This is a genomic window from Bacteroides sp. CACC 737 (assembly GCF_013874375.1).
GTDB classification, from domain to species: domain Bacteria; phylum Bacteroidota; class Bacteroidia; order Bacteroidales; family Bacteroidaceae; genus Bacteroides; species Bacteroides uniformis.
In genome coordinates this window covers 634,640-652,071 of record NZ_CP059408.1, presented here as the reverse complement: position 1 = coordinate 652,071, position 17,432 = coordinate 634,640, and the positions used below count along the sequence as shown (strand labels likewise).

Genomic DNA, 17,432 nt, shown 5'->3' with positions numbered 1-17,432 from the left:
AAATAATAACGAAAGAAAGATTTACAGTACAAACGGCCGTTATAAGAGAAAAGTAGTATCTTTGCAACATCATGTTGCACCGTTTTACTACTTCCATAACCGACATTCCGCTTCCGGAAAGGTTCACCTATCCTTTCTGCTATACTCCGCACCCATTATGTATATTGGCAGCCAAAGAAGTACAAAGCTATCTTACCCGACAAACTGCATGGAAGGACGAACTGCGCCAAGGCAAAATGTTCGGGGTGCTGATTGTACAGACCGAGCATGGAGAAACCGGATATTTAGCCGCATTCTCAGGCATATTGGCCGGAAAGAACCTACACCCCTTTTTTGTTCCTCCCGTATATGACTTGCTACAGCCACAAGGCTTTTTCAAGATAGAAGAAGAGAACATATCTTCCATCAACCGCAACATCCGGCAACTGGAAAATGACAAAGCATATGCTGCCTTATCAGCAGAGTTTGCCCGAACCATCCGGTTGGCAGAAGACATACTGGCAACAGCCAAAGCACAGTTGAAAGAAGCCAAAACAGCCAGAGAACAGCGCAGAAAAGAAAAAGAACTCAATGCGCAGGAAGAAGCCGAACTGATACGGGAAAGCCAGTTCCAAAAGGCGGAATATAAACGTCTGGAACGTTCATGGAAAGCAAGGATTACCACACTACAAACGCAGACAGAAGACTGGGAAAGACGGATTTCAGCATTGAAGTCTGAACGTAAAACCCGCTCTGCAGCATTGCAGCAAAAGCTATTCGAACAGTTCGGGATGCTGAACTACCGGGGAGAAGTCAAGAATCTCTGTGAGATATTCGGGCAGACCGTGCACAAGACACCTCCTGCCGGTGCGGGTGAATGCGCAGCCCCCAAACTGCTGCAACAAGCTTATCTGCACGGATGGAAACCTATTGCCATGGCCGAGTTCTGGTGGGGTGATTCCCCCAAGACAGAGATACGCCATCACGGCCACTATTATCCGGCTTGCAAAGGAAAGTGCGAACCTATACTGCAACACATGCTGCAAGGTCTACAAGTAGAGGAAAACCCCATGTTGAAAAGAATGCAGGTACCCTCCCAAAATTTGGAGATTGTTTATGAGGACCCATGGCTTTCGGTCATCAACAAACCAGCAGGAATGCTGTCTGTTCCCGGCAAGGAAGATGCAGTCTCCGTCTATAGCCTGATGCGCAGGCAATATCCCGAAGCTGACGGTCCCCTGACGGTACATCGTCTCGACATGGGCACTTCCGGTTTAATGCTCATTGCCAAGAGCAAGCGCGTACACCAGAACCTTCAAGCCCAATTCAAGAACCGCCTGGTCAGGAAACGTTATGTCGCACTGCTCGAAGGTATCGTCCCAGAGGACAAAGGTACGGTCGACCTCCCGCTTTGCCTGAATCCACTTGACCGCCCACGGCAAATGGTACACACCGAACACGGGAAGCCCGCCATCACCGATTATCAAGTTCTGGAACGTCTGGACGGAAAGCGGACCCGTATCGCTTTCTATCCGCGCACGGGAAGAACCCATCAGCTACGTATACATGCAGCACACCCGCTTGGCTTGCACTGCCCCATCATCGGTGATGAACTTTACGGGAAGAAAGCAGAACGGCTTTATCTGCATGCCGAGTATTTGGAATTTACCCATCCTATCACGGGAGAAACCCTAAAGATTACCAAAGAAGCCGAATTCTGACCGTCTGCTGATTTATAATCAGCAAAGTAATACAATAAATGATGATCCTATAAACCATAATAATCAGACTCATGAGAATACATCATATCGCCATCTGGACCTTCCGACTGGAAGAGATGAAAGAGTTCTACACCTGTTACTTCAACGGGAGCAGCAATGAAAAGTACATCAACCCCCAAAAAGGATTCGAATCTTATTTCCTTCACTTCGATGAAGGAACGGATTTGGAACTGATGAGCCGTACAGACATACAGAATACCCCTATTGAGGAAAACAGACTGGGACTGACCCACTTTGCCTTTGCCTTCGACAGCCAGAAAGCTGTCCTCCGACAGACAGAACGGCTACGCACAGCGGGATATACCATCGCAGGAGAGCCCCGTACCTCCGGCGACGGATATTTTGAAAGTGTCGTCCTCGACCCGGACGGCAACCGTATAGAATGTGTATTCAGGGCATAGTCTCTCAATCAGAGGAGACAAAGCTTCTCAACAGTTTTATCTCCTCTGCCCAAAGCGATTCATCGGGCGTCTCCAAAATAATAGGTATACCGTCAAAACGCACATCTTGCATAAAGCGCCGGAAGAAATCCATACCTATCAGCCCCTTGCCGATGCTGTCGTGACGGTCTACTCTGGAGCCGAGTGCTTTCTTGGAGTCATTCAGGTGTATACCGCGCAGATAGCCGAAACCTACCGCTGTGTCAAACTCCTCAAACACCTTGTCATACTCATTCACTATATCATAGCCTGCTGTATACGTGTGGCAGGTATCAAGGCAAACTCCAACGCGAGACTTGTCATCCACCCGGTCAATGATATGTCCCAGCTGCCAGAACTCGTTTCCCACATTGCTACCCTGCCCGGCTGTGTTCTCTATGACAGCCACCACATCGTGCGTCTTGCCCAATATAAGATTAATGGATTCAGCGACCTTGTCCAGACACTCTTCCACGGAAATCTTATTCAGATGGCTGCCCGGATGAAAATTCAGTAACTTCAGCCCTAATTGTTCGCAGCGCTGCATCTCATCCAGAAAAGCGGCACGGCTTTTCTGTAACCCTTCTTCTTCGGGATGCCCTAAATTTATCAGATAACTGTCGTGAGGCAGGATATAGCGGGAATCGAAGCCAAGCTTCCCGCAATTTTCCTTAAACACCCTGATACTCTCCTCCGTCAGCGGCCTTGCCACCCACTGACGCTGGTTCTTGGTAAACAAGGCAAAAGCATTTGCCCCTATCTCACTGGCATTGACGGGAGCCGCTTCCACTCCCCCACTGGCCGATACATGTGCACCTATAAATTTCATAATCTTATTGTATTTGCTCTTTCATGAATTCCCACTGGCATTTTTTCATGTCCACACACCCATTCTTTCTGAACGTCACGCCCTCTGCCTCCAGCAAAGCCCGCTGTTCCGCCCAGCACGGTGCCAGCCTGCCCTGGCTGTTCACTACCCGATGGCAGGGCAAACACATGCCGTCGGGCACATCGTGCATAGCATGTCCCACCATGCGCGAACATTGAGGTCTTCCGACAAGATAGGCTATCTGTCCGTACGTCACCACCCGCCCCGGAGGGATTGCGGCCACTACATTATAAACCTCCTGCTGAAAAGTGTCTTTGTCCATAAAAGTCTGGTTTGGGAAGGCAAAGATATGATAAATTCAGCAGGTATGCGAACAGACGTTACAAGAAAGTGGCTGCGCCGAGCGGATTGTATGTATAGGTGACATTACGGGCACGGATGATTTCGCCCGTCGGGGTAAACAATATCTGATATTTCGTCTGGAGATTTGCCATCCCTACCTCTACCGCCACGATGGACTGCCATTTGGGAAACTGTACCCAAGTGACATTCTGCACCATCCCTCCGGAATATTCACTGGCGGCAAAAGCATTGTAAACGGCAGGGGGCACTTCGTCCATTGTCTCCCAGTCCGTCTGTTGCATTACCCATTGCGCCTGCCCGTCAAACCAGACTTTCGTATCAAAACCGTTCATCAGGAAATCTGCCACATAATAAGATTCATCATGCGACCAGGCAACATCATCTGCCGTAGGATACATTTTCTTCAGTGCAGCTTGTACATCAGCAGGTGCCCAATCGGCAGAAGCCGAGACTGATACCATCAGCATCAAAACCAGAAAAGAGAATTTCAACTTACTCATAACTTCATCAGATTATCATATTATGAGAAGAACGGCGTATGGCAGATTTTGTTCACCGGCAACTCTCAACCATTCAACAGTTAAAAAGAGATATCCATTGTAATTCAATAGAAAATGACTAACTTCACACCAGAAATTCAGAAATATGATAAGAATACATCCCATATCCGGCAACAAAAAGCAATATCTTGACCTGCTGCTGCTTGCCGACGAACAAGAGTCCATGATTGACCGTTATCTGGAACGGGGAGAGATGTTCATCCTATCCGATAATGATACAGTCAAAGCGTCTTGTGTAATCACCTGCGAGGATAAAGGAATCTACGAAATAAAGAGCATAGCTGTCTATCCGGAATACCAGCGCCAGGGATATGGAAGACAACTGATAGCATTCGTTCTTGAACATTATAAAGACCGGTGCCATACTATGCTTGTCGGCACTGGAGACAGTCCGCTAACCATCCCCTTCTATGAAAGCTGCGGATTTGCATACTCACACCGGGTACCCGATTTCTTTATCGATAATTACGACCACCCCATATTTGAAGGAGGCAAGCAACTGAAAGACATGATTTATCTGAAAAGGACGCTTCAACCAAAATAATATCCTATATTTGCATATCACTTAACTCCACACATTATGGAAGCTAAACTTTGCCAAAGCTGCGGAATGCCCTTGTCATCTGCAGAAGTACTCGGAACCAATGCCGACGGTAGCCTCAACGAGGAATATTGCACCTATTGCTACCAGCACGGCAATTTTGCACAAGACTGCACTATGGACGAAATGATAGAACACTGTGCACAGTTCACCGACGAATTCAACAAGAATTCCGGAATGAATTTCACTAAAGAGGAAGCCATTGCCGGTATGAAAGAATTCTTCCCGACCTTGAAACGCTGGCAGTCCAAACAATAAACATGCCGTCCCGTATCGAGCAGGAAAAACGGACAGTAGAACGGATGGTCCGCCTCTACTGCCGGAAAAAGGAAGGTAACAAGCAATTGTGTCCCCAATGCGAGGAACTGCTGGGGTATGCCCGCACTCGTCTTTCACGCTGTCCTTTCGGTGAGAATAAATCCACCTGCAGGCAATGCAGCATTCACTGCTACAAGCCCAAAATGAAAGAACGGATGCGTGAAGTCATGCGGTATGCCGGACCACGGATGCTGTTATATCATCCCGTAGCGGCACTCTGCCATTTGTGGCAGGAGTATGTCCATCAGTATCTCACCAAACGCTTCGGAGTCCCGCGCCAGGAACAGCACAAACAATAAACCGTATCCAGGTCGTATCCTTCCAATGAAGAGGTGCTGTCTTTAGGCACAATCTCGCCTTTGTCAGAGATATAGACCGGCAGGCGCTCACCTTGTCCATTCATCACAAAAAATGCCCCCACTTTGCATTGAGGGCATACCATCTTACGCATAATCAATTGAAATAATACAAAAATATAGCTACCCCTTCCAGTGCCTTCTTCTTTTCACCTTGTATCTCGATGGCAAACTTTATTTCCGCCTTTGCCACGCCGCGCAGATTCGACAGAGATTGTAAATGGGCAACCAGACGGATGCTCTGTCCGGACAATACCGCCTGACCGAACTTCATCTTGTCCATACCATAATTAATCATCATCTTCAGGTTGTTCACTTCAATAATCTGATTCCACAGATATGGCAACATGGACAAGGTGAGATACCCATGTGCAATGGTGCTCTTAAAAGGGCTTTCCACTTTGGCACGTTCCGTATCGACATGTATCCATTGATGGTCCAATGTCGCATCAGCAAACAGATTGATACGCTCCTGAGGAAGCTCTACATATTCCGAAACACCGATTTGCTGGCCTACCAGCTTTTCAAAATCCTCGTACGAGTTGATAATCACTTTTTCCATTACTCTCTATTTTATTGATAAATTATAAATTCACGCGCTTTATCCACATATCAGCCATTCGTTTATGCCCTGCAGGAGTGGGGTGGATACCGTCCCAAATCCAATAGGTGCCTTGAGAAGCCGGAGCAGTGCCGAGAATTTCATCGAACATCGCATTATAAGGAAGAAATACCGTCTGATAGTCTTTCGCTATCCTCTCTACGATGGCGGCACAGCGACGTACCAGACTGTCACGTTCTGCAAAATCCCCACTCTTGCGCATATTGCCGACATTGGCAACAAAAGGAGCGCCCAGCACTATCTTCAATTCCGGATTGACCTGCAAAGAACGGTCAAGCAAGGAACGGTAACATTTCTCCCATCCTTCAAAATCAAAAGGCTCTTTTTTGTCACCCTGCAGATAGTAATGTACATCGTTTGTCCCCACCAAGACGGAAAGCACATCCGGTTTCATTCCAATGACATCCTCTTCCCAGCGTTTCTCCAAATCCCTGAGAGTGTTTCCACTGATGCCACGATTAAAAAAAGCATATTCCTTTTCCGGGAAATCTCCTTGATAATGACTTGCACACAAATACATATAGCCGCTACCATAAATATGGTTCATATCCCAAAGACTTCGCTCCGCAGTCGGTTTGGGCATCCCACAGGCATTCCCCCAGTTACCGTCCGTGATAGAATCTCCGATAAACAAGACACGCGGGCCGCTTGCATGGAGTAAGAGTGATATGCAGAAAAAAACTATTACAAAGAGTCCAATACGCTTCATGGCATTTTCTTGTTAAGATGTAAAAATTGCAACAAATATACGTCTTATTCCGGCAAGTACAAAAACTCGGGTACCTTTTTCCCATTTCCCCAAAACACATATAACCCTTATTTTTATTTCCGTTCATCACATATTAATTTGGAAATAATGTATCTTTGTCAATATCTTAATTGTTGTGACAGAACAAAAACACCACTATTAAAGATTCCGGTATGAATTCTAAATTTGATTATGACTTACTGTCAGCAATGATGACCAATGCCAATATGGGATGGTGGGAAGCTGATTTAAAGACCGAAAGCTACATTTGCTCCGGATATATCTCCCGGTTGCTGGGACTGGATGAGAATGGAACCATCAGCTTTAAAGATTTCAACAAACGTATTTTGAAAGAGGAACAACGGCATACTACCACACATTCCTTCAACAATATCCGGCAGGCACAAGAGACTGTATATCTGCTCAACACAGTAGAGGGTCCAACGTGGATAAGAAGCAAGGTATGCCTACAGAGAACCGACGAAAACGATAATGTCAAAATCTACGGCATTGCCGAAACACAAGACGGTCCCGACATGTCATCGGCATCCCAAGCCTTACAAGAGCGTAACCGTCTCCTCCATAATATTTATAAATATCTTCCGGTAGGAATTGAGCTCTATAACCGAGAGGGAATATTGATAGATATGAATGACAAAGAGCAGGAAATGTTCCATCTCAAACAGAAAGAAGATCTACTTGGAATCAATATTTTCGAGAATCCGATTTTCCCGGAAGAGATGAAAAGTAAGTTAAGAAAACATGAAAATGCAGACTTCACTTTCCGGTATGACTTCTCTAAAATAGGCAATTACTACAAGACACAGAAGAAGACGGGCACCATAGACCTTGTAACCAAAGTCACAAGCCTTTACGACGATAATCACAACCTGACCAACTATCTGCTAATCAACGCAGACAAAACGGAAACGACCGTCGCTTACAACAAAATACAAGAGTTCGAGAGCCACTTTGAGCTTATAGGTGACTATGCCAAAGTGGGATATGCCAATTATGACCTTCTTAATGAGCAAGGCTATGCCCAACGCAGCTGGTACAAGAACTTGGGTGAGAAAACAGAAACACCGTTGTCCGAAATCATCGGAACCTACAATCATCTCCACCCAGACGACCGTACTATCATGCTTGACTTCCTACAGAACGTAAAGAGAGGACTGGCACACAAGCTCAGCCGGGAAGTACGTGTTCTTAAAGAAGACGGTTCTTTCATGTGGACCCACGTCAACATCATTGTAGAACGCTACATGCCTGAACAGAACATCATAGAGATTATCTGCATCAATTATGACATCACCCAATTAAAGAAGACGGAAGCAATGCTGATACAAGCCAAGGAAAAGGCCGAAGAGGCAGACCGGCTGAAATCCGCTTTCCTTGCCAATATGAGCCATGAAATCCGCACGCCGCTAAATGCGATTATCGGTTTCTCCAGCCTGCTGCACTATGTGGAAAACGAGCAGGAAAGGGAACAGTACATCTCTTTGATAAACCACAACAACCAACTGTTGCTCAAACTAATCAACGACGTTCTGGACCTTTCCAAGATAGAGGCCGGACATATAGAGCTCCATTCCGAATGGTTCAATCCGGCAGAACTCATCGAGGAAAGTATTACCGAGTACGAACGGAACGTTCCGGCAAAAGTGAAACTCTTTGCCAGGCATCCGACAGCCCCCGGCCAGATAGAGCACGACCCTATGCGCATCAAACAGATACTGAACAACTTCATATCGAATGCACTAAAAAACACCGTGCAGGGACATATCGAAGTGTACTACGAAACGGACACAGACGGCATAAGAATCAGTGTTTCCGATACTGGATGCGGTATTCCCCCCGACAAACTGGGAATGATATTCGAACGGTTCGAAAAGGTGGACTCCTTTGCCCAAGGTGCCGGATTAGGACTCTCCATCTGCAAATCCATCGTTGAGAAAATGAACGGAGTGATTACCGTAAATTCGACAATGAGAGTGGGAAGCACATTCACCGTGGAACTGCCCTGCCGGACAAGGCCATTCCTAACAACAAACAAAAAACAATGATTTATGACCACACAGAAAGAATTTACCCTGACCCCTCGCCGACGTGGCTTTCACCTGGTGACAGAGGAGATTATACGCAACCTTCCGCCGCTTCCGCCTGCCGGAATCCTGCATCTGTTCATCAAGCATACAAGCGCAGGCCTCACCATCAACGAGAATGCAGACCCTGACGTACAGACAGATATGGAAGCCATCTTCAACCGCCTCGTAAAAGAACGAGAACCTTATTACCAACATACATGCGAAGGCGATGACGATATGCCCGCCCATGCCAAGGCAACCCTCAGCGGAACCAGCCTCACCATCCCCATCACCAATGGGCGTCTGAACATGGGTATCTGGCAAGGCATCTATCTCTGCGAGTTCCGCAATCGGGGCGGAGGAAGAAGAATTGTAGCAACCGTCATCGGATAATCCCCTATCATCATGCAGAAAGCCATCATCATCGGTGCCACTTCAGGCATCGGACAAGAAGTAGCCAGGATACTTGTACAGCAAGGCTGGCATATAGGCATTGCCGGCAGAAGGAAAGAGGCATTGCATGCTCTGCAAGCCACCGCACCCGACCGGATAGTCACGGAACAACTGGACGTTACGGAAGAGACCGCGCCCCTACACCTCCATAACCTGATAGAAAAGCTGGGAGGCATGGACTTGTTTTTCCTCAGTTCCGGCGTGGGACATCAAAACCGGGACTTACAACCGGACATCGAACTGAACACGGCACGTACCAATGTAGAGGGATTTACCCGCATGGTGACTGCCGCCTTCAACTATTTCAAGACAAGAGGCTCCGGGCATATTGCCGTCATCAGCTCCATTGCAGGTACCAAAGGACTGGGCGTTGCACCGGCCTACTCTGCCACCAAACGCTTCCAGAATACCTATATCGAAGCGCTGGCACAACTTGCCCGGATGCAGCATCTTGATATACACTTCACCGACATCCGTCCGGGATTTGTTGCCACCGATTTACTGAAAAGCGGAAAATACCCGATGCTGATGAAAGCAGACCGTGTAGCACAGCACATAATCAAGGCTTTAAGAGAAAAGAGACGGGTAGTTGTCATTGACGGACGCTACCGGGTAGTGGTGTTTTTTTGGCGTATGATTCCACGATGGCTATGGGAAAGGTTGCCTATAACGAATTGATTTCGTATCTTCACGTCTCCAAACAGAAATAGGCATACAGACATGAAGAAAAACTCAAAATATATCGTGCTTACCGCTGCCATTGCACTGTGCGCTGGTTCCAGCCTCCCCTTCCTCGCAGGCAGCAGTACGCTGAATCCCGAACGCGATTCCGTGAAATCCGAAGTTCCCTACTGCGTAACCTCCCCCAGCGTACCGGACAAGATCACTTTTGCCGGACAAGCTATTGACCTGCTTCGCTACGACCACCGCGAACGTATGGACCGCGAACTGATGTCCTTCACCTACATGCACTCCACCACCATGTTCATGGTGAAGCGTGCCAACCGCTACTTCCCCGTCATAGAGCCTATACTAAAAGCCAACGGCCTTCCCGATGACTTCAAGTACCTCGCTGTGATAGAAAGCAACCTGAACCCGCTTGCCAAATCGCCTGCGGGTGCCGCCGGCCTATGGCAGTTCATGCCTGCCACCGGACGCGAATTCGGACTGGAGGTGAACAGCAACATCGACGAACGATACCATATCGAGAAAGAGACCAAAGCAGCCTGCAAGTACCTGAAAGATGCCTATCAGAAATACGGGAACTGGCTGTGCGTAGCCGCTGCCTACAATGCCGGGCAAGGACGCATCTCCACACAGCTACAGAAGCAAATGGTAGACCAGGCTGTCGACTTATGGCTGGTAGAAGAAACTTCACGCTACATGTTTCGCCTGCTGGCAGCCAAAGCCGTCATCAGCAATCCGCAACAGTACGGTTTTCTGTTGAAACGGGAACATCTTTATCCGCCCATCCCCTACACGGAAGTGACCGTCACAACGGGCATTGCCAACCTGGCACAGTTCGCCAAAGGGAAAGGCATCACCTATGCCCAACTGAAAGATGCCAACCCCTGGCTGCGAGCCACCTCGCTGATGAATAAAAGCGGACGTACTTATACACTGAAGATACCTACGCAGGACGGAATGCATTACGACCCCAAGAAAACAGTACCCCACGACAAGCACTGGGTTATCAACTAAAAGGATGAAGGATGAGGAATGAAGAATTACCATTCGGTACCACAGCGCGGCTAATTTCTTCATTCTTCATTCCTTATTCTTCATTAAACTTGTTTCTCCGTCAGATATTTCCAATAGCGCACGGGCATGTCCTGCTTGTGCTTCCGGGGATTGAGGCGTTCCTTGATGCAGATTGCCTTAAAATAGGTTTTCCAGAGAGATTGGAAAAGCCGTTCGTCTTTGTCCATCAGACTTTCGTCGAGCATGCCGGTGACAAGATGCCCTTCGCGGCTGTCCTCACCAAAAGTCACTTGGCGCACCTCCTTCAAGTCGTAATAGTATCCATAGGCGCGTTTGATGTCATAAATCAGCCAACGCTGGTCGGAAAAACGGTCCTTGAAATGCTCCGTCACCAGGGGAAGGGCATTCTTCTCGGGCTCGACAGCCGCAAAGAAAGTACCGTCTGCAGCTTTCTGGAAACGGACAAACTGAAGCAGGCGTATACGCTCCCAATCCACCCGCTTCCACATACGGGAGAACTCCAGCACATCAAGGTCGGCAAAGTTTGTTTCAATGGAACGAGGAGCATCTATTGCCTTGCGAATATAGCGGAAAAGGAGCATGGGAGTTTCCGGCTCCTCGGCCAGCCAGCACTGGGCCAGACAAGCAAGTGCCGTAGACGACAGCTTCTTCTGCAATCCCCGCCAGACACGACCAGCCTTCTCCTCATCGGTCACCACGGTAAACAGCCCGTCGTAGAACAAAGGAAGCGGCTCTCCTTCCTGAAGCAGCGCATCGGGAAAGGTACGGCGGGAATAGGCTTCGAACACGGAAGTCAGCAATCCCTCAAACGTATGGTCATACAGAAAAATATTCATTCCTCAAAATTAAGTACCAACTGTCTCTCATCCACCTTCTTACGGTCAGGCTTGGGCAGCAGCAGACTGCGTACCCCCTGTGGGGTCAGTTCGTTGACCGTGTGCATAGGCAACTCACAGCAGGTAATGAAATACTGTGCCTTCTTCATCACCACCCCTATCTTCTTCAATTGGTAGAAACCTATCTTGGAGAAACGCCGGGAAGCCACTATCAGCCGTGCAGACTTCACGCCGATGCCCGGCACGCGGAGCAACATCTCATAATCCGCCTTGTTCACATCAATCGGAAACTGCTCGGGATGGCGCAAAGCCCAGGACAGCTTGGGGTCAACCTCCAAATCAAGGTCAGGATAGGCATCATCCACTATTTCCTCCACCTTGAACTGATAGAAGCGCATCAGCCAGTCAGCTTGGTAAAGGCGGTTTTCGCGCACCAAAGGGGGCTGTTTCAATGCCGGCAGGCGCTTATCGTAAGTATTGACGGAAATATAGCCCGAATAGTAGACACGCCGCATCGTAGGCCCCTTGTAGAGAGCTGACGAAAGATACAGAATATCCTTGTCCGTCTCGGCGGTAGCGCCTACTATCATCTGTGTGCTTTGTCCGGCAGGAGCGAAACGGGGAGCGTGGCGGTGTTTCTTGCGTTCTTCCGAACTTTCCAGCACCCCTTGCTGGATGTAGCGCATCGGCGCATATACACTCTTATGGTCTTTCTCCGGCGCAAGCAGTTTCAGATTCTCCTCTTTCGGTATTTCTACATTGACGCTGAGACGGTCGGCATAAAGCCCCGCCTCGTTCACCAGTTCGCGGCTGGCGCCGGGAATGCTTTTCAGATGGATATATCCGTTGAAACGATGGATAGTACGGAGGTCCTTGGCGACACGCACCAGACGCTCCATCGTGTAATCGGGATTGCGCACCACCCCACTGCTCAGGAAAAGCCCTTCGATGTAGTTGCGGCGATAAAACTCCATGGTGAAGTTCACAAGCTCGGTCACCGACAGCGTGGCACGCGGCAGGTCGTTGCTGCGGCGGTTGATGCAGTAGGCGCAGTCGTAGATGCAATAATTGGTAAGCATCACTTTAAGCAGGGAAATGCAACGGCCGTCCTCGGCAAAGCTGTGACAGATACCCCAACCACCCACAGTGTTCCCTAGCATACCCGCCTTGCCGGAGCGCACCGTACCACTGGAGGAACAAGAGACGTCATACTTTGCCGACTCTGCCAGTATCTTCAATTTATTGAGAACGTTTTCATTCATAATACCTGCGTCAAAAGTAGCAATAATACTTTTCAAAAACAAAAAAGACCGCCAGCAGTGGCAGTCTTTCGCAGCATCAAATATGCTTTTTTTCTTACTTCTTAGAAGCTTCCAAAGATGCTTTGCGGAATTCCTTCATAGCTTTTTCGATTTCCAAAGAAGCCTTACGAGCGCGAGTTCCTGCTGCCTTGTTACCGTTTTCCAACTGAGCATTTGCATCTTTTGAGAAGTCTGCATACAATGCAGCTACTTTTTCAACTAATTCTTTCATAATCCTTTTCAAATTACTTCGTTAATAATGTCTGGCAAAAATACATTCTTTCTTGAAATAAATGCAGAAAAACGATATTTTTTTTGAAATATTCGGTAAAATCGCCGCAAAAAGGGGCTCTTACGCGTTTTTTATCTACTTTTGCAAGCATGAAAACGCTTACTGACACCGAATATATACACGCTCTCATAGCCGAAGGAGAGCATCAACAGCAGGATTTCAAGTTCGAAATATCCGACGCCCGCAAGATAGCCAAAACCCTTTCAGCCTTTGCCAATACAGACGGTGGAAAACTGCTCATCGGAGTGAAAGATAACGGGAAAATTGCCGGTGTCCGTTCGGACGAAGAACAACATATGATAGAAGCGGCTGCCGGACTTTATTGCAGCCCCGAAGTGAGCTACACCATGCAGACCTATCTGGTGGAAGGCCGCAGTGTGCTGGTGGTACAAATCGAGGAAAGTGACCGGAAGCCGGTATATGCCAAGGACGAAACAGGAAAATACTTGGCTTATCTCCGCATCAAGGATGAAAACATCCTGGCTACTCCCGTCCATCTGCGCGTCTGGCAGCAAAGCGGAAGTCCGAAAGGAGAACTGATAGAATATACCGAACGGGAACAACTGTTGCTCAATCTGCTGGAAGAAAACGACCGCCTTTCACTGAACCGTTACTGCCGCCTGGCGCATCTTTCCCGACGCGCCGCCGAACATCTGCTGGCAAAGTTTGTTCGTTACGACATAGTGGAACCGGTGTTTGAAGGACACAAATTTCACTTCAGGCTGAAATAGGCAAGGAGATTCCGTCAGGTTTTCCAGATTTGTCCATGGTACAAATTGCAGCATGCGAGTGCATACTACGTTGTTATCATCAACTTGCAAGGTATCTATCTCTGTTAACGACAGAGGTAGCCTTGAATAACGACAGAGGATAGCACTTTTTTTATGTGAGTTTTTTACTAAATTGGGATGCACCGTATGGTTTACGTTGAGAACCCGCTTTGTACAGTTCCGGATGATAAAGGAAATGGTACGTCTGCTGGGTGACTCAGACGGGAAAGGCGATGCCAAGGAAAAGTATATCTTATTGCCATCAGCCTGCTCGGAAAATACGCTTTCAGGCTGCTTGAAGACTACCGCACAAAGAAAAGCGCCGGTATCAAAGACCCCGTTTTCACCAAGAACCGCCTGAAAGAGGTAGAAAAAGACATAGAGTGCTGGTGATAACCAACTTATTTCGTACTTTTGCAGCCGGAACCGCCGGATGACCCGCGGTCTTGTAATTTGTAATCAGTAATTCGTAATTTGATATGAGTTTATTTGCCAAACTATTCAACAAGAATACCGGAGAAGTATCTTCGAAGAATGTGGAAGACTTCGTGTCACTGACACGCGTCTACTTCCAGTCTGTAATAGCCGCCAACCTGGGCATCACCAATATCCGCTTTGTGCCGGATGTAGCCAACTTCAAGCGTCTGTTCAAAATCCCCACGCAGGGAGGCCGCCTGGGACAAGCGGAAAAGGCCGCTTCGCGCAAGATGCTGATGCAGGACTACGGCATCAGTGAAAACTTCTTCAAGGAAATTGATACTTCCGTCAAGAAGCACTGCCGTACGCAGAACGACGTACAAGGTTATCTCTTTATGTATCAAGGCTTCTCCAATGACTTGATGATGCTGATGGGAAACCTGATGCAGTGGAAATTCCGCATGCCTTCCATCTTCAAGGGAGCACTGCGCAGCATGACCGAAAAAACCGTACACGACGTCTGTACAAAAACCGTATGGAAAAAGGACGATGTACACAAAACGGCAGCGGCAGTACGCCAGTACAAAGAGCGTCTGGGATATTCGGAACAATGGATGACCGAGTACGTTTACAACGTAGTGATGCTGGCCAAAAAGGAACCGAAACAGAAAGCCAACGAAGAGAAATAAAAGAAAAAGAATTCTAAAGAACTTTAGAAACAAGAAGGCGGGAAAGAAATTTCCCGCTTTTTTTTGTTATTTTTAGCAAATGAAATCATTTTCCCCTCACGGAACACAAGGACGCACCCCGCGTCAACCATCATAAATATTAACTTCAAAAAAACAACCGCTTATGAAACAAAAGAAAATGCTTGCACTCACTCTCTCACAACTGGAACAACTTTATCGGCACGAACTCCCTGAATTGGTCAGCATCGCCGTTCAAAGCGACGATACGGAAGCCTTCAAGGCCAACCTGACGGAGTACATTGCCGGACATCCGGAAGTGGACAGCGAGGCCGGTAAGCAAATTCGACTCTTGATTGAATTTGACGGGCAGGAAGTACACGAGCTCTCCATCGGAGAACAGCTGCCCATATCAACTTTATCAATGCTGCATTCCTTCCTCACGGGACAATGGGAAGAGGAAACGGAAACGGACCTGTTCATCGACTTGTTCCAGCAGTTCAAACGCCTCCACCAACCAGCCCCCACCCTGCCCTCCGCACAGAAAATCAAAACCCTGACCGAACGCTGGCCCAGCGGACTGGATGAAGACGTGCAGCATATCCGTGCAAAGAACAAGGAACGCATCCTGCATGCACTGGTGCAGAAGATTGAGCACCGCAAGACCCCGGCTTCCCGCTTCCATTTCGAAGAGGGACTCAGCTACGAGGAGAAGTTCAACCTCGTCAGCGAATGGTGGAATGACTTCCGTTTCCATCTTGCCATGGCCGTCAAAAGCCCTACGGAGCTAAACCGTCTTCTCGGCAACTCCCTTTCTGCCGAAACCATGTACCTGCTCTCAAAAGCCCGTAAGAAGGGAATGCCTTTCTTCGCCACCCCCTATTATCTGTCACTGCTGAACTGCACCGGCAGCGGATACGACGACGAGGCCCTGCGCAGCTATATACTCTATTCACCCCAACTGGTGGAAACCTACGGACAGATACGTGCCTGGGAACGGGAGGATATCGTAGAACCAGGTAAACCCAACGCCGCCGGCTGGCTGCTGCCCGACGGGCATAACATCCACCGCCGTTATCCGGAAGTGGCCATCCTCATCCCCGACACCATGGGACGCGCCTGCGGAGGACTCTGCGCATCTTGTCAGCGTATGTACGACTTTCAAAGCAAACGGCTCAATTTTGAGTTTGACACCCTGCGCCCCAAGGAGACATGGGAAAAGAAGCTGCGCCGGCTGATGGCCTATTTTGAGGAAGACACGCAACTACGGGACATTCTCATCACCGGCGGTGACGCACTGATGAGCCAAAACAAGACGCTGGGCAATATTCTGGATGCCGTCTACCGCATGGCAGTCCGCAAGCGGAAAGCCAATCAGGAACGGCCCGAAGGAGAAAAGTATGCAGAGCTGCAACGCGTACGCCTCGGCTCACGCCTCCCCGCCTACCTGCCCATGCGCATCAATGACGGGCTGGTGGAGATTCTAAGGGAATTCAAGGAAAAGGCGTCTACCATCGGCATCCGCCAGTTCATTATCCAGACACATTTCCAAACCCCGCTCGAAGTCACTCCGGAAGCTGCCGAAGGAATACGCAAACTGCTGGCGGCAGGCTGGCTCATTGACAACCAACTGGTATACAACGTAGCTGCATCCCGCCGGGGGCATACCACCCGCCTGCGCCAAGTGCTCAATCAGTTGGGAGTGGTTTGCTACTACACCTTCTCCGTGAAAGGTTTTGAAGAAAACAATGCCGTGTTTACTCCCAACAGCCGTTCCGTACAAGAGCAACGGGAAGAAAAGCGCTTCGGGAAGCTGACCAAGGAAGATGCCCATAATCTGTCCGTACTGCTTGGAACCGTCCATGACCCGGCAGCCTGCATCCGGCGTTTCCTAAAAACGCACCACCTGCCTTTCCTCGCCACCGACCGCAATGTACTCAATCTGCCCGCCATCGGCAAGAGCATGACCTTCAACATGGTAGGCATCACCCCCGAAGGCAAGCGCATCCTACGGTTCGACCATGACGGCACCCGGCGCCACAGCCCTATAATAGACCAGCTGGGACAAATATATATCGTAGAAAACAAGTCCATAGCCTCCTACCTCCGTCAGCTGCAAGCCATGGGAGAAGACGCCGAAGAATATGCCACCATCTGGAACTATACGGAAGGCAAGACGGAATCCCGGTTCAGCCTCTACGAATATCCTGATTTCCCCTTCCAAATCACCGACAGAATGAGCAATCAGGACATTGCAGGATAGCATATCCAAGATATATTCCGTACTTTTGC

Annotated in this window: 21 protein-coding genes and 1 pseudogene; 13 read left to right on the top strand and 9 right to left on the bottom strand. The window is 48.6% G+C overall.

Translation table 11 applies throughout. The features are described 5' to 3' along the window. The first annotated feature begins 71 nt into the window (after positions 1 to 71). Together H1A11_RS02840 and H1A11_RS02835 are read left to right on the top strand one after the other, a co-directional pair. Complete coding sequence (locus H1A11_RS02840) at positions 72 to 1,700, top strand: RluA family pseudouridine synthase (RefSeq protein ID WP_181757676.1); 1,629 nt, start codon at positions 72 to 74, stop codon at positions 1,698 to 1,700. 71 nt (positions 1,701 to 1,771) lie between these two features. Further along, entirely contained in the window at positions 1,772 to 2,161 is a 390-nt protein-coding gene (locus H1A11_RS02835) for a VOC family protein (RefSeq protein ID WP_117600690.1), read from the top strand. Positions 2,162 to 2,165: 4 nt separating this feature from the next. Here the strand turns inward: H1A11_RS02835 and nfo are convergent, their stop codons facing one another. Genes nfo through H1A11_RS02820 form a run of 3 tightly spaced genes read right to left on the bottom strand, consistent with a single transcriptional unit; the run spans position 2,166 to position 3,871 of the window. Further along, positions 2,166 to 3,008 (bottom strand): deoxyribonuclease IV, encoded by an 843-nt coding sequence (gene nfo, locus H1A11_RS02830; RefSeq protein WP_005835868.1) that lies wholly within the window; start codon positions 3,006 to 3,008, stop codon positions 2,166 to 2,168. 4 nt (positions 3,009 to 3,012) lie between these two features. Continuing rightward, a complete protein-coding gene (locus H1A11_RS02825) occupies positions 3,013 to 3,330 on the bottom strand; it encodes an MGMT family protein (protein WP_005826471.1) in 318 nt (105 codons plus the stop codon). Positions 3,331 to 3,388: 58 nt separating this feature from the next. Beyond that, positions 3,389 to 3,871, bottom strand: coding sequence for a PepSY-like domain-containing protein (locus H1A11_RS02820; RefSeq protein ID WP_005835865.1), 483 nt, complete (start codon positions 3,869 to 3,871; stop codon positions 3,389 to 3,391). Between the two features lie 145 nt (positions 3,872 to 4,016). On the opposite strand from H1A11_RS02820, the gene H1A11_RS02815 reads away from it, so the two are divergent. Genes H1A11_RS02815 through H1A11_RS02805 form a run of 3 tightly spaced genes read left to right on the top strand, consistent with a single transcriptional unit; the run spans position 4,017 to position 5,149 of the window. Further along, positions 4,017 to 4,475: a GNAT family N-acetyltransferase gene (locus tag H1A11_RS02815; protein WP_005835863.1), complete on the top strand. Its 459-nt coding sequence runs from the start codon at positions 4,017 to 4,019 to the stop codon at positions 4,473 to 4,475. A 36-nt stretch (positions 4,476 to 4,511) separates the two neighbouring features. Next, entirely contained in the window at positions 4,512 to 4,790 is a 279-nt protein-coding gene (locus tag H1A11_RS02810; protein ID WP_117600687.1) for a zinc ribbon domain-containing protein, read from the top strand. A gap of 2 nt (positions 4,791 to 4,792) precedes the next feature. Next, on the top strand, positions 4,793 to 5,149 hold the full coding sequence (locus tag H1A11_RS02805; protein WP_117600686.1) for a nitrous oxide-stimulated promoter family protein: 357 nt from the start codon (positions 4,793 to 4,795) through the stop codon (positions 5,147 to 5,149). Here the strand turns inward: H1A11_RS02805 and H1A11_RS18985 are convergent. From H1A11_RS18985 to H1A11_RS02795, 3 genes are read right to left on the bottom strand one after another with little or no spacing between them, the layout of a single operon-like run. Continuing rightward, positions 5,095 to 5,301, bottom strand: coding sequence for a hypothetical protein (locus H1A11_RS18985; RefSeq protein WP_009036627.1), 207 nt, complete (start codon positions 5,299 to 5,301; stop codon positions 5,095 to 5,097). The genes H1A11_RS02805 and H1A11_RS18985 overlap by 55 nt on opposite strands. Positions 5,302 to 5,303: 2 nt before the next feature. Next, positions 5,304 to 5,768 carry a MaoC family dehydratase gene (locus H1A11_RS02800; RefSeq protein WP_005826461.1) on the bottom strand — a complete coding sequence of 155 codons (465 nt, stop codon included), beginning with the start codon at positions 5,766 to 5,768 and terminating at the stop codon, positions 5,304 to 5,306. A gap of 22 nt (positions 5,769 to 5,790) precedes the next feature. Then, on the bottom strand, positions 5,791 to 6,537 hold the full coding sequence (locus H1A11_RS02795; protein WP_117966178.1) for an SGNH/GDSL hydrolase family protein: 747 nt from the start codon (positions 6,535 to 6,537) through the stop codon (positions 5,791 to 5,793). 212 nt (positions 6,538 to 6,749) lie between these two features. Here H1A11_RS02795 and H1A11_RS02790 point away from each other — a divergent pair, with 212 nt between their 5' ends. Genes H1A11_RS02790 through H1A11_RS02775 form a run of 4 tightly spaced genes read left to right on the top strand, consistent with a single transcriptional unit; the run spans position 6,750 to position 10,817 of the window. Continuing rightward, positions 6,750 to 8,642: a PAS domain-containing sensor histidine kinase gene (locus tag H1A11_RS02790; RefSeq protein ID WP_119961598.1), complete on the top strand. Its 1,893-nt coding sequence runs from the start codon at positions 6,750 to 6,752 to the stop codon at positions 8,640 to 8,642. Between the two features lie 3 nt (positions 8,643 to 8,645). Continuing rightward, positions 8,646 to 9,056, top strand: a complete 411-nt coding sequence (locus tag H1A11_RS02785) for a secondary thiamine-phosphate synthase enzyme YjbQ (RefSeq protein ID WP_117966183.1) — start codon at positions 8,646 to 8,648, stop codon at positions 9,054 to 9,056. A 12-nt stretch (positions 9,057 to 9,068) separates the two neighbouring features. Then, the gene (locus tag H1A11_RS02780; protein WP_117966186.1) at positions 9,069 to 9,794 is read left to right on the top strand and encodes an SDR family oxidoreductase; all 726 of its coding nucleotides are present in this window, start codon (positions 9,069 to 9,071) and stop codon (positions 9,792 to 9,794) included. 42 nt (positions 9,795 to 9,836) lie between these two features. Continuing rightward, entirely contained in the window at positions 9,837 to 10,817 is a 981-nt protein-coding gene (locus H1A11_RS02775; RefSeq protein WP_119961599.1) for a lytic transglycosylase domain-containing protein, read from the top strand. 83 nt (positions 10,818 to 10,900) lie between these two features. Here H1A11_RS02775 and H1A11_RS02770 read toward each other — a convergent pair whose 3' ends face one another. From H1A11_RS02770 to H1A11_RS02760, 3 genes are all read right to left on the bottom strand, one after another. Next, positions 10,901 to 11,674 (bottom strand): TIGR03915 family putative DNA repair protein, encoded by a 774-nt coding sequence (locus H1A11_RS02770; RefSeq protein WP_117966192.1) that lies wholly within the window; start codon positions 11,672 to 11,674, stop codon positions 10,901 to 10,903. Beyond that, positions 11,671 to 12,936: a putative DNA modification/repair radical SAM protein gene (locus H1A11_RS02765; protein WP_119961643.1), complete on the bottom strand. Its 1,266-nt coding sequence runs from the start codon at positions 12,934 to 12,936 to the stop codon at positions 11,671 to 11,673. Before H1A11_RS02765 ends, H1A11_RS02770 begins: the two co-directional genes overlap by 4 nt. Before the next feature lie 94 nt (positions 12,937 to 13,030). Next, positions 13,031 to 13,207, bottom strand: coding sequence for a histone H1 (locus H1A11_RS02760; RefSeq protein WP_005826447.1), 177 nt, complete (start codon positions 13,205 to 13,207; stop codon positions 13,031 to 13,033). A 149-nt stretch (positions 13,208 to 13,356) separates the two neighbouring features. Between H1A11_RS02760 and H1A11_RS02755 the strand changes: the two genes are divergently transcribed. From H1A11_RS02755 to H1A11_RS02735, 4 genes and pseudogenes are all read left to right on the top strand, one after another. Then, a complete protein-coding gene (locus H1A11_RS02755; RefSeq protein ID WP_119961600.1) occupies positions 13,357 to 13,998 on the top strand; it encodes a helix-turn-helix domain-containing protein in 642 nt (213 codons plus the stop codon). A gap of 291 nt (positions 13,999 to 14,289) precedes the next feature. Beyond that, positions 14,290 to 14,430: pseudogene (locus H1A11_RS02745) on the top strand (sodium:alanine symporter); the annotation flags it as partial. A gap of 86 nt (positions 14,431 to 14,516) precedes the next feature. Then, positions 14,517 to 15,143 (top strand): hypothetical protein, encoded by a 627-nt coding sequence (locus H1A11_RS02740; RefSeq protein WP_005826441.1) that lies wholly within the window; start codon positions 14,517 to 14,519, stop codon positions 15,141 to 15,143. Between the two features lie 163 nt (positions 15,144 to 15,306). Further along, positions 15,307 to 17,403, top strand: coding sequence for a KamA family radical SAM protein (locus H1A11_RS02735; protein WP_119961601.1), 2,097 nt, complete (start codon positions 15,307 to 15,309; stop codon positions 17,401 to 17,403). Positions 17,404 to 17,432: the final 29 nt, after the last annotated feature.